The 14,689-nt window shown below is 52.5% G+C and carries 15 protein-coding genes; 12 read left to right on the top strand and 3 right to left on the bottom strand.

Going from position 1 to position 14,689, the window contains the following annotated elements; genetic code table 11:
• Positions 1 to 376: 376 nt before the first annotated feature.
• From IP582_RS15085 to astE, 5 genes are read left to right on the top strand one after another with little or no spacing between them, the layout of a single operon-like run.
• Positions 377 to 1,597 (top strand): aspartate aminotransferase family protein, encoded by a 1,221-nt coding sequence (locus IP582_RS15085; RefSeq protein WP_193793680.1) that lies wholly within the window; start codon positions 377 to 379, stop codon positions 1,595 to 1,597.
• On the top strand, positions 1,594 to 2,628 hold the full coding sequence (gene astA, locus IP582_RS15080; RefSeq protein ID WP_193793679.1) for an arginine N-succinyltransferase: 1,035 nt from the start codon (positions 1,594 to 1,596) through the stop codon (positions 2,626 to 2,628). The genes IP582_RS15085 and astA overlap by 4 nt, the downstream gene beginning before the upstream one ends.
• Entirely contained in the window at positions 2,625 to 4,100 is a 1,476-nt protein-coding gene (gene astD / locus IP582_RS15075) for a succinylglutamate-semialdehyde dehydrogenase (RefSeq protein ID WP_193793678.1), read from the top strand. Before astA ends, astD begins: the two co-directional genes overlap by 4 nt.
• A complete protein-coding gene (gene astB / locus IP582_RS15070) occupies positions 4,100 to 5,425 on the top strand; it encodes an N-succinylarginine dihydrolase (RefSeq protein ID WP_193796286.1) in 1,326 nt (441 codons plus the stop codon). The genes astD and astB overlap by 1 nt, the downstream gene beginning before the upstream one ends.
• Positions 5,426 to 5,436: 11 nt before the next feature.
• On the top strand, positions 5,437 to 6,402 hold the full coding sequence (astE, locus tag IP582_RS15065) for a succinylglutamate desuccinylase (protein WP_193793677.1): 966 nt from the start codon (positions 5,437 to 5,439) through the stop codon (positions 6,400 to 6,402).
• Positions 6,403 to 6,482: 80 nt separating this feature from the next.
• On the opposite strand, the gene IP582_RS15060 is transcribed toward astE, so the two are convergent.
• Positions 6,483 to 6,911: a hypothetical protein gene (locus tag IP582_RS15060; protein WP_193793676.1), complete on the bottom strand. Its 429-nt coding sequence runs from the start codon at positions 6,909 to 6,911 to the stop codon at positions 6,483 to 6,485.
• A gap of 768 nt (positions 6,912 to 7,679) precedes the next feature.
• Between IP582_RS15060 and spy the strand changes: the two genes are divergently transcribed.
• On the top strand, positions 7,680 to 8,150 hold the full coding sequence (spy, locus tag IP582_RS15055) for an ATP-independent periplasmic protein-refolding chaperone Spy (protein WP_193793675.1): 471 nt from the start codon (positions 7,680 to 7,682) through the stop codon (positions 8,148 to 8,150).
• A gap of 310 nt (positions 8,151 to 8,460) precedes the next feature.
• Positions 8,461 to 9,018, top strand: coding sequence for an environmental stress-induced protein Ves (ves, locus tag IP582_RS15050; RefSeq protein ID WP_107222826.1), 558 nt, complete (start codon positions 8,461 to 8,463; stop codon positions 9,016 to 9,018).
• On the opposite strand, the gene cho is transcribed toward ves, so the two are convergent.
• Positions 9,012 to 9,878 (bottom strand): excinuclease Cho, encoded by an 867-nt coding sequence (gene cho, locus IP582_RS15045; RefSeq protein ID WP_228007902.1) that lies wholly within the window; start codon positions 9,876 to 9,878, stop codon positions 9,012 to 9,014. The genes ves and cho overlap by 7 nt on opposite strands.
• Positions 9,879 to 9,962: 84 nt before the next feature.
• Positions 9,963 to 10,793, bottom strand: a complete 831-nt coding sequence (gene nadE / locus IP582_RS15040; RefSeq protein WP_193793674.1) for an ammonia-dependent NAD(+) synthetase — start codon at positions 10,791 to 10,793, stop codon at positions 9,963 to 9,965.
• Positions 10,794 to 11,046: 253 nt separating this feature from the next.
• On the opposite strand from nadE, the gene osmE reads away from it, so the two are divergent.
• The 5 genes from osmE to chbR all read left to right on the top strand — a co-directional run bounded on the left by osmE (position 11,047) and on the right by chbR (position 14,674).
• A complete protein-coding gene (gene osmE / locus IP582_RS15035) occupies positions 11,047 to 11,388 on the top strand; it encodes an osmotically-inducible lipoprotein OsmE (protein WP_041851625.1) in 342 nt (113 codons plus the stop codon).
• Positions 11,389 to 11,664: 276 nt separating this feature from the next.
• Positions 11,665 to 11,982, top strand: a complete 318-nt coding sequence (locus IP582_RS15030) for a PTS sugar transporter subunit IIB (RefSeq protein WP_193793673.1) — start codon at positions 11,665 to 11,667, stop codon at positions 11,980 to 11,982.
• Positions 11,983 to 12,061: 79 nt separating this feature from the next.
• Entirely contained in the window at positions 12,062 to 13,420 is a 1,359-nt protein-coding gene (gene chbC, locus IP582_RS15025) for a PTS N,N'-diacetylchitobiose transporter subunit IIC (RefSeq protein ID WP_193793672.1), read from the top strand.
• A 51-nt stretch (positions 13,421 to 13,471) separates the two neighbouring features.
• Positions 13,472 to 13,816: a PTS N,N'-diacetylchitobiose transporter subunit IIA gene (chbA, locus tag IP582_RS15020; RefSeq protein WP_079496491.1), complete on the top strand. Its 345-nt coding sequence runs from the start codon at positions 13,472 to 13,474 to the stop codon at positions 13,814 to 13,816.
• Between the two features lie 21 nt (positions 13,817 to 13,837).
• Positions 13,838 to 14,674 (top strand): transcriptional regulator ChbR, encoded by an 837-nt coding sequence (chbR, locus tag IP582_RS15015; RefSeq protein ID WP_193793671.1) that lies wholly within the window; start codon positions 13,838 to 13,840, stop codon positions 14,672 to 14,674.
• The last annotated feature ends 15 nt before the right edge of the window (positions 14,675 to 14,689 follow it).

Below are 14,689 nucleotides of genomic sequence, written 5' to 3'. Positions count from 1 at the left end.
TCAAAAAGCTGGCAACGAAGCCGGCTTTTTTTGTTCTGTTGAACAGGATAATTGCCCCATGGCAGTGCGTGATGCCCCAAATTGTCGCAGGATTTACCGATAAATTTCGCAGACGATCACAGATCCAGAATTATATTTTATCGCTGCATAATCTTTCTGATTTTCCCTCCGTCATCCAGACTTCATCTAATATTATTCACTTTTTATGCAATTTATGTGAATAGCGACAGGTTTTAACTTATTGATATTTCGTTGTCAGGCCGCGTTTATGCATTTTGATAGCTGGCTGGCACGCCCTGTGCAATATACATTTACAGCGTAAATACTCATATTTTTTAACATATATTCAACCAATTATTTACCGGGTGAGGTCGCTATGTCACAGTCAATTACGCGTGAGAACTTTGATGAATGGATGATGCCTGTGTACGCGCCAGCGCCTTTCATTCCGGTCCGTGGCGAGGGTTCGCGCCTTTGGGATCAGAACGATAAAGAGTACATCGACTTTGCAGGTGGCATCGCCGTTAATGCGCTGGGCCATGCCCATCCTGCGTTGTGCAAAGCGTTGAGCGAGCAGGCTTCGCGCTTCTGGCATACCGGAAATGGCTACACCAATGAGCCGGTATTACGCCTGGCAAAACGCTTAATCGACGCCACGTTTGCTGAGAAAGTCTTTTTCTGTAACTCCGGGGCAGAAGCCAATGAAGCGGCGCTGAAACTGGCGCGCAAATATGCTCACGATACCTATGGCGGCAAGAAAACCGGCATTGTGGCGTTCAAAAACGCTTTCCATGGCCGCACACTGTTTACCGTAAGTGCAGGCGGTCAGCCTGCCTACTCGCAGGATTTTGCCCCTTTACCCCCGGATATCGATCATGCCCCGTACAACGATCTGGCGGCGGCCAGTGCGCTTATCAATGACGATACCTGTGCGGTGATTGTCGAGCCGATGCAAGGTGAGGGCGGCGTGGTGCCGGCCAGCACCGCGTTCTTACAAGGGCTGCGTGAGCTGTGCGATCGCCATAATGCGCTGCTGATTTTCGATGAGGTACAAACGGGCGTCGGGCGTACCGGCGAACTTTATGCCTATATGCACTATGGCGTAACGCCTGACGTGCTGACCACCGCCAAAGCGCTGGGCGGCGGTTTCCCGGTAGCGGCGATGCTGGCTCGCGAGAAATATGCCCGCGTGATGACCGTTGGCACCCACGGTACGACCTACGGCGGTAACCCGCTTGCCTCTGCGGTTGCCGGTGCGGTACTGGATATTGTGAACACCCGCCAGACGCTGGATGGCGTCAAACAGCGCCACCAGTGGTTTAACGAACAGTTGCAGGCCATTAATGCGCGCAGCGGCCTGTTCCGTGAAATTCGCGGTCTGGGGCTATTGATTGGCTGCGAACTCAACGCTGAATACGCCGGAAAAGCGAAACAGATTTCGCAACTCGCCGCCACTGAGGGCGTCATGGTGCTGATTGCCGGGGCAAATGTGTTGCGTTTCGCGCCTGCGCTCAATATTAGCGAAGATGAAGTCTCTCGCGGGCTGGCACGCTTTGGTATCGCCTGTGATAAATTCCTTGCGGGGTGTCCATCATGATGGTGATTCGTCCTGTTGAGCACGACGATCTTCCGGCGTTGATGGCGCTGGCTGGAAAAACTGGCGGGGGGTTGACCTCGCTGCCTGCGGACGAAGCCACGCTCTCTGCGCGCATTGAGCGCGCCCTGAAAACCTGGCGCGGGGAGCTGGCGAAAAGCGAACAGGGGTATGTGTTTGTCCTTGAAGTCGTAGAGACCGGCGAAGTGGCCGGGATCTGCGCCATTGAGGTCGCCGTGGGCCTTAACGACCCCTGGTATAACTACCGCGTCGGCACGCTGGTCCATGCCTCAAAAGAGCTTAACGTTTATAACGCGCTCCCCACGCTGTTCCTCAGCAATGACCATACGGGCAGTAGCGAACTTTGCACCTTATTTCTCGACCCGGCCTGGCGCAAAGAGGGAAATGGTTATCTGCTTTCTAAATCGCGTTTTATGTTTATGGCCGCGTTCCGCGATCGCTTTAACGAAAAAGTGGTGGCAGAGATGCGCGGGGTCATCGACGAGACCGGTTATTCACCATTCTGGGAGAGCCTTGGCAAGCGCTTCTTTTCAATGGAATTTGCCCGTGCGGATTACCTGTGCGGCACCGGGCAGAAGGCGTTTATCGCCGAACTGATGCCGAAGCACCCCATCTACACCGATTTTCTCTCGCCCGAGGCGCAAGCGGTGATTGGTCAGGTACACCCGCAAACCGCGCCAGCGCGCGCGGTACTGGAGAAAGAAGGTTTTCGCTACTGCAACTATGTCGACATTTTCGACGGCGGGCCAACCCTTGAGTGCGACATTGACCGCGTTCGCGCAATCCGTAAAAGCCGACTGGTGGAGGTCGCTCAAGGAGAGCCTGTGCCTGGGGAATGGCCTGCCTGCATGGTAGCCAACGAGCAATATCATCAATTCAGATCCATGCTTATCTATGCCGACCCGGCAACGGAACGGCTGGTGCTGAGCGCTGCACAACTTGATGCTCTCAAATGTCACCCGGGCGACAAAGTTCGCCTGGTACGCCTGTGCGCAGAGGATAAAAAATCATGACTCAATGGATTAACGGTGAGTGGATTGCGGGGCTGGGTGCCCGACGTAGCAAAACGAACCCGGTCAGTAACGAAACGCTGTGGCAGGGTAATGATGCCGATGCTTCTCAGGTCGGTTTAGCCTGCGAGGCGGCACGCGCCGCGTTTCCCGCCTGGGCAAAACTGGCGTTTAGCCAGCGTCAGGCGATTGTTGAAAAATTCGCCGGGCTGCTGGAAGCCAACAAAACCGCATTAACTGAGATTATCGCCCGTGAAACGGGGAAACCACGCTGGGAAGCGACCACGGAAATCACGGCGATGATCAATAAAGCCGCCATTTCGGTAAAAGCGTATCACGCGCGGACCGGCACTCAGCACACAGAGATGCCGGACGGCGCAGCCACGCTGCGCCATCGCCCACATGGCGTTCTGGCGGTGTTTGGCCCCTACAATTTCCCGGGCCATCTCCCCAACGGGCATATTATTCCGGCCCTGCTGGCGGGCAATACCCTGATTTTCAAACCCAGCGAGCTGACGCCGTGGACCGGCGAGGCGGTGGTAAAACTGTGGGAAGAGGCGGGGTTGCCGCCGGGCGTGCTGAACCTGGTGCAGGGGGGACGGGAGACCGGCCAGGCGCTAAGTGCCCTGGAAGGCATTGACGGTCTGCTCTTTACCGGCAGCGCCAATACTGGTTTCCAGTTACATCGCCAGCTTGCCGGGCAGCCGGAGAAGATCCTGGCCCTTGAGATGGGCGGCAACAATCCGCTGATTGTTGAAGACCCGGCGGATCTTGACGCAGCCGTCCATTTGACCATCCAATCGGCGTTTATCACCGCCGGGCAGCGTTGTACCTGCGCGCGTCGTCTGCTGGTCAAACGGGGCGAAGCCGGGGATGCGTTTTTGCGCCGATTGGTGGAGGTCTCCTCACGGCTGACACCTGCGGCCTGGGATGCGGATCCGCAGCCCTTCTTTGGCGGGCTGATTTCGGAACAAGCGGCACAGCATGTCAGGCAGGCCTGGCAGGGCCACGTCGAACGTGGCGGTAAAACCTTGCTTGAGCCTCGCCTGCTGCAGCCCGGCACCTCACTGCTGAGCCCTGGCATTGTTGAGATGTCGGAGGCGCAGAATGTGCCGGATGAAGAGGTCTTTGGGCCGTTGCTCTGTGTCTGGCGGTATGACGACTTTGACGAGGCCATCACGCTGGCAAACACCACGCGTTACGGGCTGGCCTGTGGTTTGATTTCGCCGGACCGTGAACAGTTCGACCAGTTGCTGCTGGAGGCGCGGGCCGGGATCGTCAACTGGAACAAACCGCTTACCGGCGCCGCGAGCACCGCGCCATTTGGCGGAGTGGGCGCCTCAGGCAACCATCGCCCCAGCGCCTGGTATGCCGCCGATTACTGCGCCTGGCCTATGGCGAGCCTTGAATCGGCAGATCTGGCTTTACCGCAATCGCTCAGTCCGGGGCTTGATTTCAGCCGGGAGGAGAGGTGATGAAAGCGCGGGAAGTCAATTTTGATGGTCTGGTGGGCCTGACGCACCATTATGCCGGTTTGTCGTTCGGTAACGAAGCGTCGACGAAACACCGTCACCAGGTTTCTAACCCGAAGCTTGCGGCAAAGCAGGGGCTGTTAAAAATGAAAGCGCTGGCGGATGCCGGTTTTGTGCAGGCCGTGATCCCACCGCAGGAGAGGCCGAACATCCCGGTCCTGCGCCAGTTGGGTTTTAGCGGAAGTGATGAGCAGGTGGTGGAAAAAGCCGCTGCGTATTCACCGCATCTGCTTTCTGCCGTCAGCTCTGCATCATCCATGTGGGTGGCGAATGCGGCAACGGTCTGCCCCTCTGCCGATGCGCTCGACGGGCGGGTGCATCTGACGGTGGCTAACCTCAATAACAAATTTCACCGGGCCATCGAAGCGCCGACCACCGAAGCGGTGCTAAAAGCCATCTTCCACGATGAGCGTAAGTTTGCCGTGCATCCCGCATTACCGCAGGTGGCCATGTTTGGCGATGAAGGGGCGGCTAACCATAACCGTCTTGGGGGCGACTATGGCGAACAGGGTGTTCAGTTGTTTGTTTACGGCCGTGAAGAGGGCAGCAACGCCGCACCAGGGCGCTATCCCGCCCGCCAGACGCTGGAAGCCAGCCAGGCGGTCGCGCGGCTTAATCAGGTCTGCCCACGACAGGTTATCTTCGCCCAGCAAAATCCTGCTGTTATCGATCAGGGCGTGTTCCATAATGATGTTATTGCGGTATCAAACCGACAGGTGCTTTTCTGCCATGAGCAGGCGTTTTTGCATCAACAGGCGTTGTTTAGCCAGTTACGTGCGCGGGTGCCGGGGTTTGTGGCGCTGGAGGTGCCCGACGCTGAGGTCTCCGTCAGCGATGCGGTGCAAACCTATCTGTTTAACAGTCAGTTGCTGAGCCGCGAAGATGGCAGCATGGTGCTTATATTGCCTCAGGAATCCCGCGAGCATCCGGGCGTCTGGCGCTATTTGACCACGCTGCTGGAGCAAGATAATCCCATCAGCGAGATTAAGGTGTTTGATCTGCGCGAAAGTATGTCTAATGGCGGCGGCCCGGCCTGTTTGCGCCTGCGCGTCGTTCTGACGGACGAAGAGGCGCGTGCGGTAAATCCGGCAGTGATGATGAATGATGTGCTGTTCCGCGCACTAAATGAGTGGATTGAGCGTTATTATCGTGACAGGTTAACGCAGGCCGATCTGGCTGATCCGATGCTATTACGGGAGAGCCGGGAAGCACTGGATACGTTGACGCAAATGTTGAGATTAGGTTCCGTTTATCCCTTCCAGCAGTGACAGGAGGCCGTATGGACAATTTTCTCGCAATGACGCTGTCAGGTGAAATGCCCCGCAGGACGGTGGGTGAGGCTGGTGCGATCCACTGGTTATGGCATGAGCAGGGCGTTCTGGAGTTAGTGCCCCCAAAGCCAGTAAAGCGCTCTCTGGTGCTTTCCTGCGCGATTCACGGCAATGAAACCGCGCCGGTGGAGATGCTGGATGGACTGTTAAAACAGCTTCTGAACGGGACGCTGACGTTAAGCTGGCGCTTGCTGATCATTATCGGTAACCCGCAGGCGCTGGGGCAGAATAAACGTTTTCTGCGCAGCGACCTTAACCGCATGTTTGGCGCACGCTGGCAAGGTTTTCCGGCCAGTGATGAGACGATTCGCGCCGCACAACTGGAACGGGCCGTCACTCATTTTTACGCTGAAGATGATGAAGATCGCTGGCACCTTGACCTGCACACGGCGATCCGTGGTTCGTATCATGTACGTTTTGGTGTACTGCCTGCGCGTGCAGAACCCTGGGATGAAATTTTTCTCAAGTGGCTGGGTGATGCCGGGCTGGAAGCGTTAGTCTTCCATCAGTCCCCAGCGGGAACCTTTACTCACTACACCTGCGAACAGTTTCAGGCCCATTCCTGTACGCTGGAGCTTGGTAAAGCGCTACCTTTTGGTGAAAATGATTTGAGCCAGTTCGAACGTACCCGCTGGGCGCTGGCGGCGTTGCTTGCTGGCGATGTGGTGCCCGAAGCGGAAAACGCACCGATACGCTATCGTGTGGTGCAGCAGTTAACACGGCGTAGTGAAGAGTTCGTGCTTTATATGTCGGACGATACGCTGAATTTTACCCCGTTTGCGGCGGGTACGCTTCTTGCAGAAGATCGCGGCGAGCGTTACGTTGTCCAGCGCGATCAGGAATATGTGCTCTTTCCTAATCCTAACGTCGCCGTGGGGTTACGGGCGGGGTTGATGCTGGAACGCATCAGTTAGTCCTGTAAATATTAAGAAAAACGCGCCCGAGCATCACGTCGGGCGCGTTTTTTTATTGCGAGGTGCTTTGCAATGATCCGTCAGGCGTTAGCTGCTTGCGGAATATAGTCATCAGATTGCAGGAAGTGGTTAATCAAGTAGATCATGGTCTGTCCTGAAAGCCCACGCATGCACTCATAAGTTTTGTCTTTTGGACACCACTCAGCAAAGGACACACCGTTTGTTTCTTTGGGATCTGTACTCACCAGTCTGCCGCATGGACCGTAAGCCGGGCAGGCAACATCAATACCTAATGCATTCCAGCCTTGTGCGCCATTTCTGAACGGTAAACGGTTTTTCGCCTCAATTTGCGAGTAAATAGAAATGATGCCGATCGAGGTCATGCCCGCAAGGGCAACCGGACCCGAATCACAGGCGATCAATAGCGCGCAATGGCGCATAAAATAGATCGTTTCCATAATTGAAAACGCATTGACGGCGGTAATAGCGTGCGGGTTGGTAATGGTCATCAAAGCTCGTTTGTGCTATTTAGAAGGAGTTGATTTTTTGACTAATTTTGTTGGGGTGTTGACTTTAATACTTCATGTAATAAGTTACTTGATCATGTAGTATTACCATTGATGATAGTATTGGTTTATTCTCATCGTAATTAGAACTATTGACTACTCTATACTCATGTAGTCGATGACCAATGAAGGCACCCATAGCTGGTATGTCGCGCCACGGAATGGTCATGTAACGATCCATACTAAAAAGTCGCTTTCAATTCTTTTTGCGAAAGTTGGAATGGACGTGTTTAGCTTTAGCGATAGCGTGCATATAGCCTATTTCCCGACACCAGCGGACGCTTAAGAATCTGAGCTGGCCTCATCATCTTAACGATATGAGGCTTTATTTGCTCAGCTGAATCCGGGAAGTGATCAACGGATCCGCGTCGCGGATTCGTATCAGTCGACTACAGTTGGTGATATATCAGGCATAGTTCACCAGTTTGCATATATTTTTAATCCATATGCAGATTATTCCTGTTGCATTAACTTGTTATTATCTACCAGCGTTATATAATCTCCATTATTAGCTGTAAAACTATCTGTCGTTATATTTGGTTTGCTACTCTCCTTCGTTTATCCATATTTCCTCCACAATTGCTGTAAAAATGTTTTTTACACTTTCATTGTTTTACCGATGCTCTGATTTATTGACGAATAAAACGCTAAAGTGAATATCGTCAACACGGCATACGCCGCAAGAAAACATGAATAGTAAGGAATTATATTATGCGTAAACTCACCGCTCTGTTTGTTGCCTCTACCCTTGCTCTTGGCGCAGCTAACCTGGCGCATGCTGCCGATACCGCGACCGCTCCGGCTGATGGCGGCCCGACAATGCATCATAAAGGCCCACGCGGACCTCATCATGACATGATGTTCAAAGGCCTGAACCTGACGGATGCGCAGAAACAGCAGATCCGTGACATCAGGAAAGGCGAGTATGAGCAGATGCTGCAAGAACGCCGCGATATGCACAACATTATTGCCAGTGACACCTTCGATAAAGCGAAAGCAGAAGCGCAAATCGCGAAGATGGACGAGCAGCGTAAAGCGCACATGCTGGCACATCTTGAAACACAGAACAAAATCTACAATGTTCTGACGCCGGAACAGAAAAAACAGTTTAATGCCAATTTTGAGAAGCGTCTGACAGAACGTCCGGCGCCAGAAGGTAAAATGCCTCAACCTGCTGAATAATTGATTCAGCAACCCTCATCAAGACCGCCGGTCTTGCTCATAGCACGTGTTTATGTTGTGGGCAGGACTGGCGGTTTTTTCTTTTCCGCCCTCTTGTCTGCCGCCCGTATCACGGTATTCTCAACCTGCTCGTTTTTGACAAAAAATTTCCGTGTATCATTGCGTTAATTTTTTACATGCTGACCACAGCATCGCTAAGGCATCCTGCTTTGCTGCCGATAATCTATTAATGGCAGGATGGATGATAATGACACGCTGCCTTTAGAAGCAGCGGCGCGGCGCTTCCATGCTGCGCCATTCAGGAGTGATGATGGAATTCTTTGATATCCGCAAAATGCCGGTAAATCTCTGGCGTAATGGTGCAGGGGAAACCCGAGAAATTTGTTGTTTTCCGGAGGCGACGCGAGATTTCAGTTGGCGGGCAAGTATCGCATCGCTGGCCAGTAACGGTGAGTTTCCGCAATTTCCCGGCGTCGATCGTGTCATTACCCTTATTGAAGGCGGTGAAGTTACCCTGGATGCCGGCCATGAATTCTGTCACACGCTAAAAAAATTCCAGCCTTTTACGTTTCCCGGAGAACAGCCGGTGAAAGTCCAGCTTCATGAAGGGCAGATGTCGATGGATTTCAATATTATGACTCGCCGCGATCACTGCCGTGCAAAAGTACGCATTGCGGACCGGACTTTTACCACATTTGGTACCCGTGGGGGGGTAATCTTCGTACTGAGTGGGGCATGGCAACTTGGCGATAAGCTGCTTACCGCCGATCAGGGGGCTTACTGGAGTGAAGGCCGCCAGACGCTACGTTTGTTAAAGTCAGAAGGTCAGTTACTTTTTAGCGAAATTACCTGGCTTCCCGGTCACTGAGGGAATTCACTAATCAAATACTCCCCGGACAGTAATGGCTTGCAGAGTATTTTATAACCATCGTGATCAAACCCGGCGGGCGTGCGGAGTAACTCTGCCGCCTCATCCAGATGGTTTACTGCGCCAAGCCACAGCCAGTTGTGGATGATATGGTATTGCGTCATCTGTTCACCCACTTCCTGTAAGCTAATTGGCCCGTTCCAGGGCCAGCACACCAGACGCATACGCTCCATTGCGGCCAGAAAACGGCTATCATGCTCGGCCACGGTTTCTTTACCGCAACATGCGCCTGCGCACCGGCGCAACGCCGAACGAAAACAGCCGCGACCGCGGGTTAGTGACTCCAGACCAAGCAGGCCATAGCAGAGCTTTTCGTCATCGGCGATGGACTGCAAGGTTTGCAGGGCGGCGCGGCGGTTGGCGAACAGGCCGTAAAGGCCGACCTCTGAGGAAAAATCCACTTCACGGGCGTAGACCACCTGTGGTTTATCGCCTTTGACTGATAATGAACAAAGCTGTCGATTGCGGCGCAGACGTTTATTAAAAAGCGGTTGTTGCTCTTTAATCAGGCGAGCTTCAAGCAACAGGGCTCCAAGCTCACCTGCGGTACATATCCACGTGATGCGTCGGGACTGGCGGAGCATCGCCGCTTCATCGGGTGTACGCAAATGGGAAAGCACCCGGCTACGGATATTCACGCTTTTACCGATGTACAGCGGCATCGCGTCGCTTTCGCCATGGAAAAAATAGACGCCTGGCTGCTTTGGTAGTGCTTCCAGCCATGGACGTAAATGCTCGGGATATTCATAAATAGCCGCCGCTTCAAATTCAAGACGCGGGGCGGATTGACGCCTGTTCACTGCGGACTCCTGATACTGTTTAGATATCCAGTGTAGCAGGCTGCGGCAGGTGAAAAAAGAGGCGGCTTGCGCCGCCCCTGAGATTTATTGCTTTTTCCAGAAATCGTCGAAAACGGTGATCGGCGGGCGACGCTTATGTTCCGTCTTCACATACCAGCCTTCGATGATCTGCGCTGTACCGGCGTCGAGCGTTTTGCCTTCCAGGTAATCATCAATGTTTTCGTAGGTAACGCCGAGTGCCGCTTCGTCCGGCAGAGAAGGGCGATCGTCTTCCAGGTCTGCGGTAGGCGCTTTCTTATACAGATGTTCCGGGCAACCCAGGGATGCCAGCAGTTGTTTACCCTGACGTTTGTTGAGACGGAAAATCGGGTTGATATCTGTACCGCCATCACCGTATTTGGTGAAGAAGCCGGTGACCGCTTCTGCCGCATGGTCAGTACCTACGACGACACCTTTCGTCATCCCGGCGATACTGTACTGGGCTTTCATACGCTCACGGGCTTTTTCGTTGCCGCGAATAAAATCGCTCAGCTCAATGCCTGCCTCGCGCAGCGCCTGTTCGCTGGCCAGCACCGCACCTTTGATGTTTACCGTCAGCACGCGATCTGGCTTGATAAACTCAATGGCATCCTGGCAATCCTGCTCGTCAGCCTGTACACCGTAAGGCAAACGTACGGCGATAAACTGGTAACTGGCGTCGCCGGTTTCCTGACGCAATTCGGAGATGGCGGTCTGGCAAAGCTTACCGGCCAGGGTTGAGTCCTGACCACCGCTGATCCCCAGCACCAGTGAGCGTAAAAAGGGATAGGTTTGCAGATAGGATTTGAGAAAATCAACGCTACGACGAACTTCTTCTTCGGCGTTGATGGTCGGCTTGACGCCCAGTGCCTGAATAATCTCTTGTTGCAGAGTCATTTAACCCCTCCGTCATGTGGCCTGCTATGCAGGTAGCAAATAGGTGATGCAGCCAAATTAACCCTTTGACGGTAAAACGACAAGGATCACGAATTTGAGTGTCGCATATTACGCCGTTTTAGCAGGTTGTCGTCGTTTTATTAGATTTTTCCGAAAGTTATACTAGTCACGTCCTATAGTTGAAAAATGCAATTTTATATTCCAGGCTTAGATAACACGCTGATACACAAGCGGATAAACAAGAGGATGGAATATGAACAAGAACATCGCAGGAATTCTGGGGGCAGCGGCGGTACTGACTATGCTGGCAGGGTGTACGGCTTACGATCGCGCTAAAGATCAGGTGAGCCAACCGGTAGTGAAAGATGTCAAAAAAGGGATGACGCGCCAGCAGGTTATGCAGGTTGCCGGTCGTCCTTCTTCCGAAGTGACCATGATCCACGCGCGTGGCACTTGCCAGACCTATATCCTGGGTCAACGTAATGGTAAAACTGAAACCTATTTCGTCGCGCTGGATGAGACGGGTCACGTGATGAACTCCGGTTACCAGACCTGTGCCGAGTATGACACCGATCCGCAAGCGCCTAAGCAGTAACCTTTGATTCTCTTTGCCTGAGCAGAGCTAAAACCGGCCCCTGGGCCGGTTTTTTTACGTCAGAATCTTTTTTAACGAAGCGAATTATTTGGTCGTAATGTGAAGGGAATCATAATGCCAGGTCAATGAGAGACAATTGTGGTTTGTAGCGAATTATCCCCTCGCAGCGCGCCCACGTATACTCAATACAATATCAAAAAACAGATAACACGGCGTCTCGCCACACGGCTTAATCAAGCATTCCTGCGATGATTCACGCCGCTCAAGGGAGGTTTTATGGATAAGAAAATCATCTATTTGTTCTGCTCAGCGGGCATGTCTACCTCGTTGCTGGTGTCGAAAATGCGCGCGCAGGCAGAAAAGTATAATGTGCCGGTTATTATCGATGCTTTTCCGGAAACACTTGTGGCAGAGAAAGGCCCGCAGGCGGATGTTGTCTTATTAGGTCCGCAAATTGCGTATATGTTGCCTGAAATTCAGCGCATTCTGCCCGATAAGCCAGTAGAAGTTATTGATTCTTTGCTTTATGGCAAAATCGATGGTTTAGCAGTTCTTAAAAGTGCCATTGCTGCCATTAAAAAAGCAGCGCTTTAAATTTTTATTTTTCCCGTCAAAGAGTAATTTCACACATTCATGCCGCAATTAACGTTGCGGCACTTAAGGGCTTATTTGTATGAATAAAGCGATCAATTCTCTGGAAAAGGTGCTGCTGCCGTTCGCGGTAAAAATAGGCAAGCAACCGCATGTCAATGCGATTAAAAATGGCTTTATTAAATTAATGCCATTAACGCTCGCCGGGGCCATGTTTGTCTTAATTAATAATGTTTTTCTTAGTTTTGGCGAAGGTTCTTTTTTCTACTCTCTTGGCATTCGACTGGATGCGTCAACAATTGATTCCCTGAATGGCCTTAAAGCCATCGGCGGTAATGTCTATAACGGTACATTGGGCATTATGTCGCTGATGGCGCCTTTTTTTATTGGCATGGCGCTGGCGGAGGAACGCAAAGTTGATCCCCTTGCTGCCGGATTGCTGGCCGTGGCGGCGTTTATGACGGTGACCCCTTATAGCGTTGGGGAGGCGTATGCGGTAGATGCTAACTGGCTCGGCGGTTCGAACATTATCTCCGGTATGTTGATTGGGCTGGTGGTCGCGGAAATGTTCGCCTTTATTGTCCGGCGTAACTGGGTGATTAAGTTACCTGATAGCGTTCCTGCGTCGGTCTCTCGCTCCTTTTCGGCGCTGATTCCGGGCTTTGTGATCCTCTCTGTCATGGGGATTATCGCATGGGGACTGGCCGGTGCCGGAACGACCTTTCACCAGATTATTATGGACTCCATCTCTAAGCCACTGGCGGCAATGGGCGGGGTGGTTGGTTGGGCGTATGTCATCTTTACCTCGCTGCTGTGGTTCTTTGGTGTCCATGGTTCACTGGCCCTGGCCGCACTGGATAGCGGCATCATGACGCCGTGGGCGCTGGAAAACGTGGCGCTGTATACCGAATACGGTTCAGTCGATGCGGCGCTGGCCGCGGGGAAAACCTTCCATGCCTGGGCGAAACCGGTTCTTGACTCCTATATCTTCCTGGGCGGCACCGGGGCGACGCTGGGGTTAATTATCGCCATCTTTATTGCGTCCCGCCGTGCCGATCACCGCCAGGTGGCGAAGCTGGCATTGCCTTCCGGGATCTTCCAGATTAACGAACCCATGATGTTTGGCCTGCCGATTATCATGAACCCGGTGATGTTTATTCCGTTCATTCTGGTTCAGCCGTTACTGGCAGCCATCACCATGGCGGCTTATTACATGGGAATCATCCCGCCGGTCACTAATATCGCGCCCTGGACCATGCCCACCGGGCTGGGGGCTTTCTTTAACACCAACGGCAGTATCGCAGCCCTGTTGCTGGCGCTGTTCAACCTCGGCGTGGCGACACTGCTCTATCTACCGTTCGTCGTGATATCGAACAAAGCACAGAACACTATCGAAGCCGAAGAGAGCGAGGAAGATATCGCCCAGGCGTTGAAATTTTAAGGAACTTCGCCGCGGCCTGTGTACCGCCGCGGCTAAAGACGAGGAGTCATCATGTTGGATTTAGATAACCTGCCGGAAACAGACACCGATGCGGACGCCCTGGAAGAGGTTGTCATGGGGCTTATCATCAACGCGGGCCAGGCGCGAAGCCTGGCGTACAGCGCATTAAAACAAGCCAAGCAGGGGGATTTTGAGACGGCAAAAACGCTGATGGCGCAATCCCATGCCGCCCTGCATGAGGCACATCGCGTACAGACGCAGCTCATTGAAAGTGATGAGGGGCAGGGTAAGATAAAGGTGAGCCTGGTATTGGTTCACGCGCAGGATCACCTGATGACAGCCATGCTGGCGCGTGAGCTTATTGCCGAGTTGATTGAACTGCACGAGAAAATGTGACGATAAAGGAGAAGCCTGCAGATGCAGCCAGAGATAAATGCGATGGACGCGAGAATAGTCAGAGAGCAACAGCTTTTTAATGGCCGGCCTTTTCACGTGTTTATCTACAATAAAGTTGAGAGCATCAGTGGGCTGCATCAGCATGATTACTATGAATTTACGCTCGTCCTGACCGGGCGTTACTATCAGGTGATCAACGGGAAACGGGTGTTGCTGGAGCGAGGTGATTTTGTGTTTATACCCGTAGGTTCAACCCACCAGAGCTTTTATGAGTTTGGCGCAACGCGGATCCTTAATGTGGGGATCAGCCGGCAATTTTTTGATACGCATTATCTTTCGCTGGTGCCGTTTTGTTTCGTTGCCTCGCAGAGTTACCGCATCAAGGCAACCTTTCTGGCGTACATTGAATCGGTCATAGCATCGCTCAATTTTCGTGATAGTGAACTCGATGAGTTTATTGAAAATGTCACCTTCCATGTTATCAATCGCCTGCGCCATTACCGCGAGCAGCAGGAGGAAGATTGCATTCCGCAATGGTTAAAAATGACCGTAGAGGGTATGCATGACAAACACCGTTTTGCTGAAAACGCGCTGGAAAATATGGTCGCCTTGTCGGGGAAATCTCAGGAATATTTAACCAGGGCGACACAGCGTTATTATCATAAAACACCGCTGCAAATTATTAATGAAATTCGGATTAATTTTGCCCGCAAGCAGCTCGAAATTTCGAATTTCTCAATCAATGATATTGCATGGGAGGCAGGGTACAGCAGCCCCAGCTTATTTATTAAAACATTTAAACGACTGACCTCATTTACACCGGGTAGTTACCGTAAACAACTGACGAATATTTCCTGATTTGCGGGGTTCGTC

Source organism: Citrobacter sp. BDA59-3, from assembly GCF_015167655.1.
Classification (GTDB): Bacteria; Pseudomonadota; Gammaproteobacteria; order Enterobacterales; family Enterobacteriaceae; genus Phytobacter; species Phytobacter diazotrophicus.
This window is presented reverse-complemented; position numbering and strand designations above follow the sequence as displayed.

Bases quoted from the DNA above. Each gene is read 5' to 3' on its own strand.
- IP582_RS15085 (WP_193793680.1), top strand. From the start codon at position 377: ATGTCACAGTCAATTACGCGTGAGAACTTTGATGAATGGATGATGCCT.
- astA (WP_193793679.1), top strand. From the start codon at position 1,594: ATGATGGTGATTCGTCCTGTTGAGCACGACGATCTTCCGGCGTTGATG.
- astD (WP_193793678.1), top strand. From the start codon at position 2,625: ATGACTCAATGGATTAACGGTGAGTGGATTGCGGGGCTGGGTGCCCGA.
- astB (WP_193796286.1), top strand. From the start codon at position 4,100: ATGAAAGCGCGGGAAGTCAATTTTGATGGTCTGGTGGGCCTGACGCAC.
- astE (WP_193793677.1), top strand. From the start codon at position 5,437: ATGGACAATTTTCTCGCAATGACGCTGTCAGGTGAAATGCCCCGCAGG.
- IP582_RS15060 (WP_193793676.1), bottom strand. From the start codon at position 6,911: ATGACCATTACCAACCCGCACGCTATTACCGCCGTCAATGCGTTTTCA.
- spy (WP_193793675.1), top strand. From the start codon at position 7,680: ATGCGTAAACTCACCGCTCTGTTTGTTGCCTCTACCCTTGCTCTTGGC.
- ves (WP_107222826.1), top strand. From the start codon at position 8,461: ATGGAATTCTTTGATATCCGCAAAATGCCGGTAAATCTCTGGCGTAAT.
- nadE (WP_193793674.1), bottom strand. From the start codon at position 10,793: ATGACTCTGCAACAAGAGATTATTCAGGCACTGGGCGTCAAGCCGACC.
- osmE (WP_041851625.1), top strand. From the start codon at position 11,047: ATGAACAAGAACATCGCAGGAATTCTGGGGGCAGCGGCGGTACTGACT.
- IP582_RS15030 (WP_193793673.1), top strand. From the start codon at position 11,665: ATGGATAAGAAAATCATCTATTTGTTCTGCTCAGCGGGCATGTCTACC.
- chbC (WP_193793672.1), top strand. From the start codon at position 12,062: ATGAATAAAGCGATCAATTCTCTGGAAAAGGTGCTGCTGCCGTTCGCG.
- chbA (WP_079496491.1), top strand. From the start codon at position 13,472: ATGTTGGATTTAGATAACCTGCCGGAAACAGACACCGATGCGGACGCC.
- chbR (WP_193793671.1), top strand. From the start codon at position 13,838: ATGCAGCCAGAGATAAATGCGATGGACGCGAGAATAGTCAGAGAGCAA.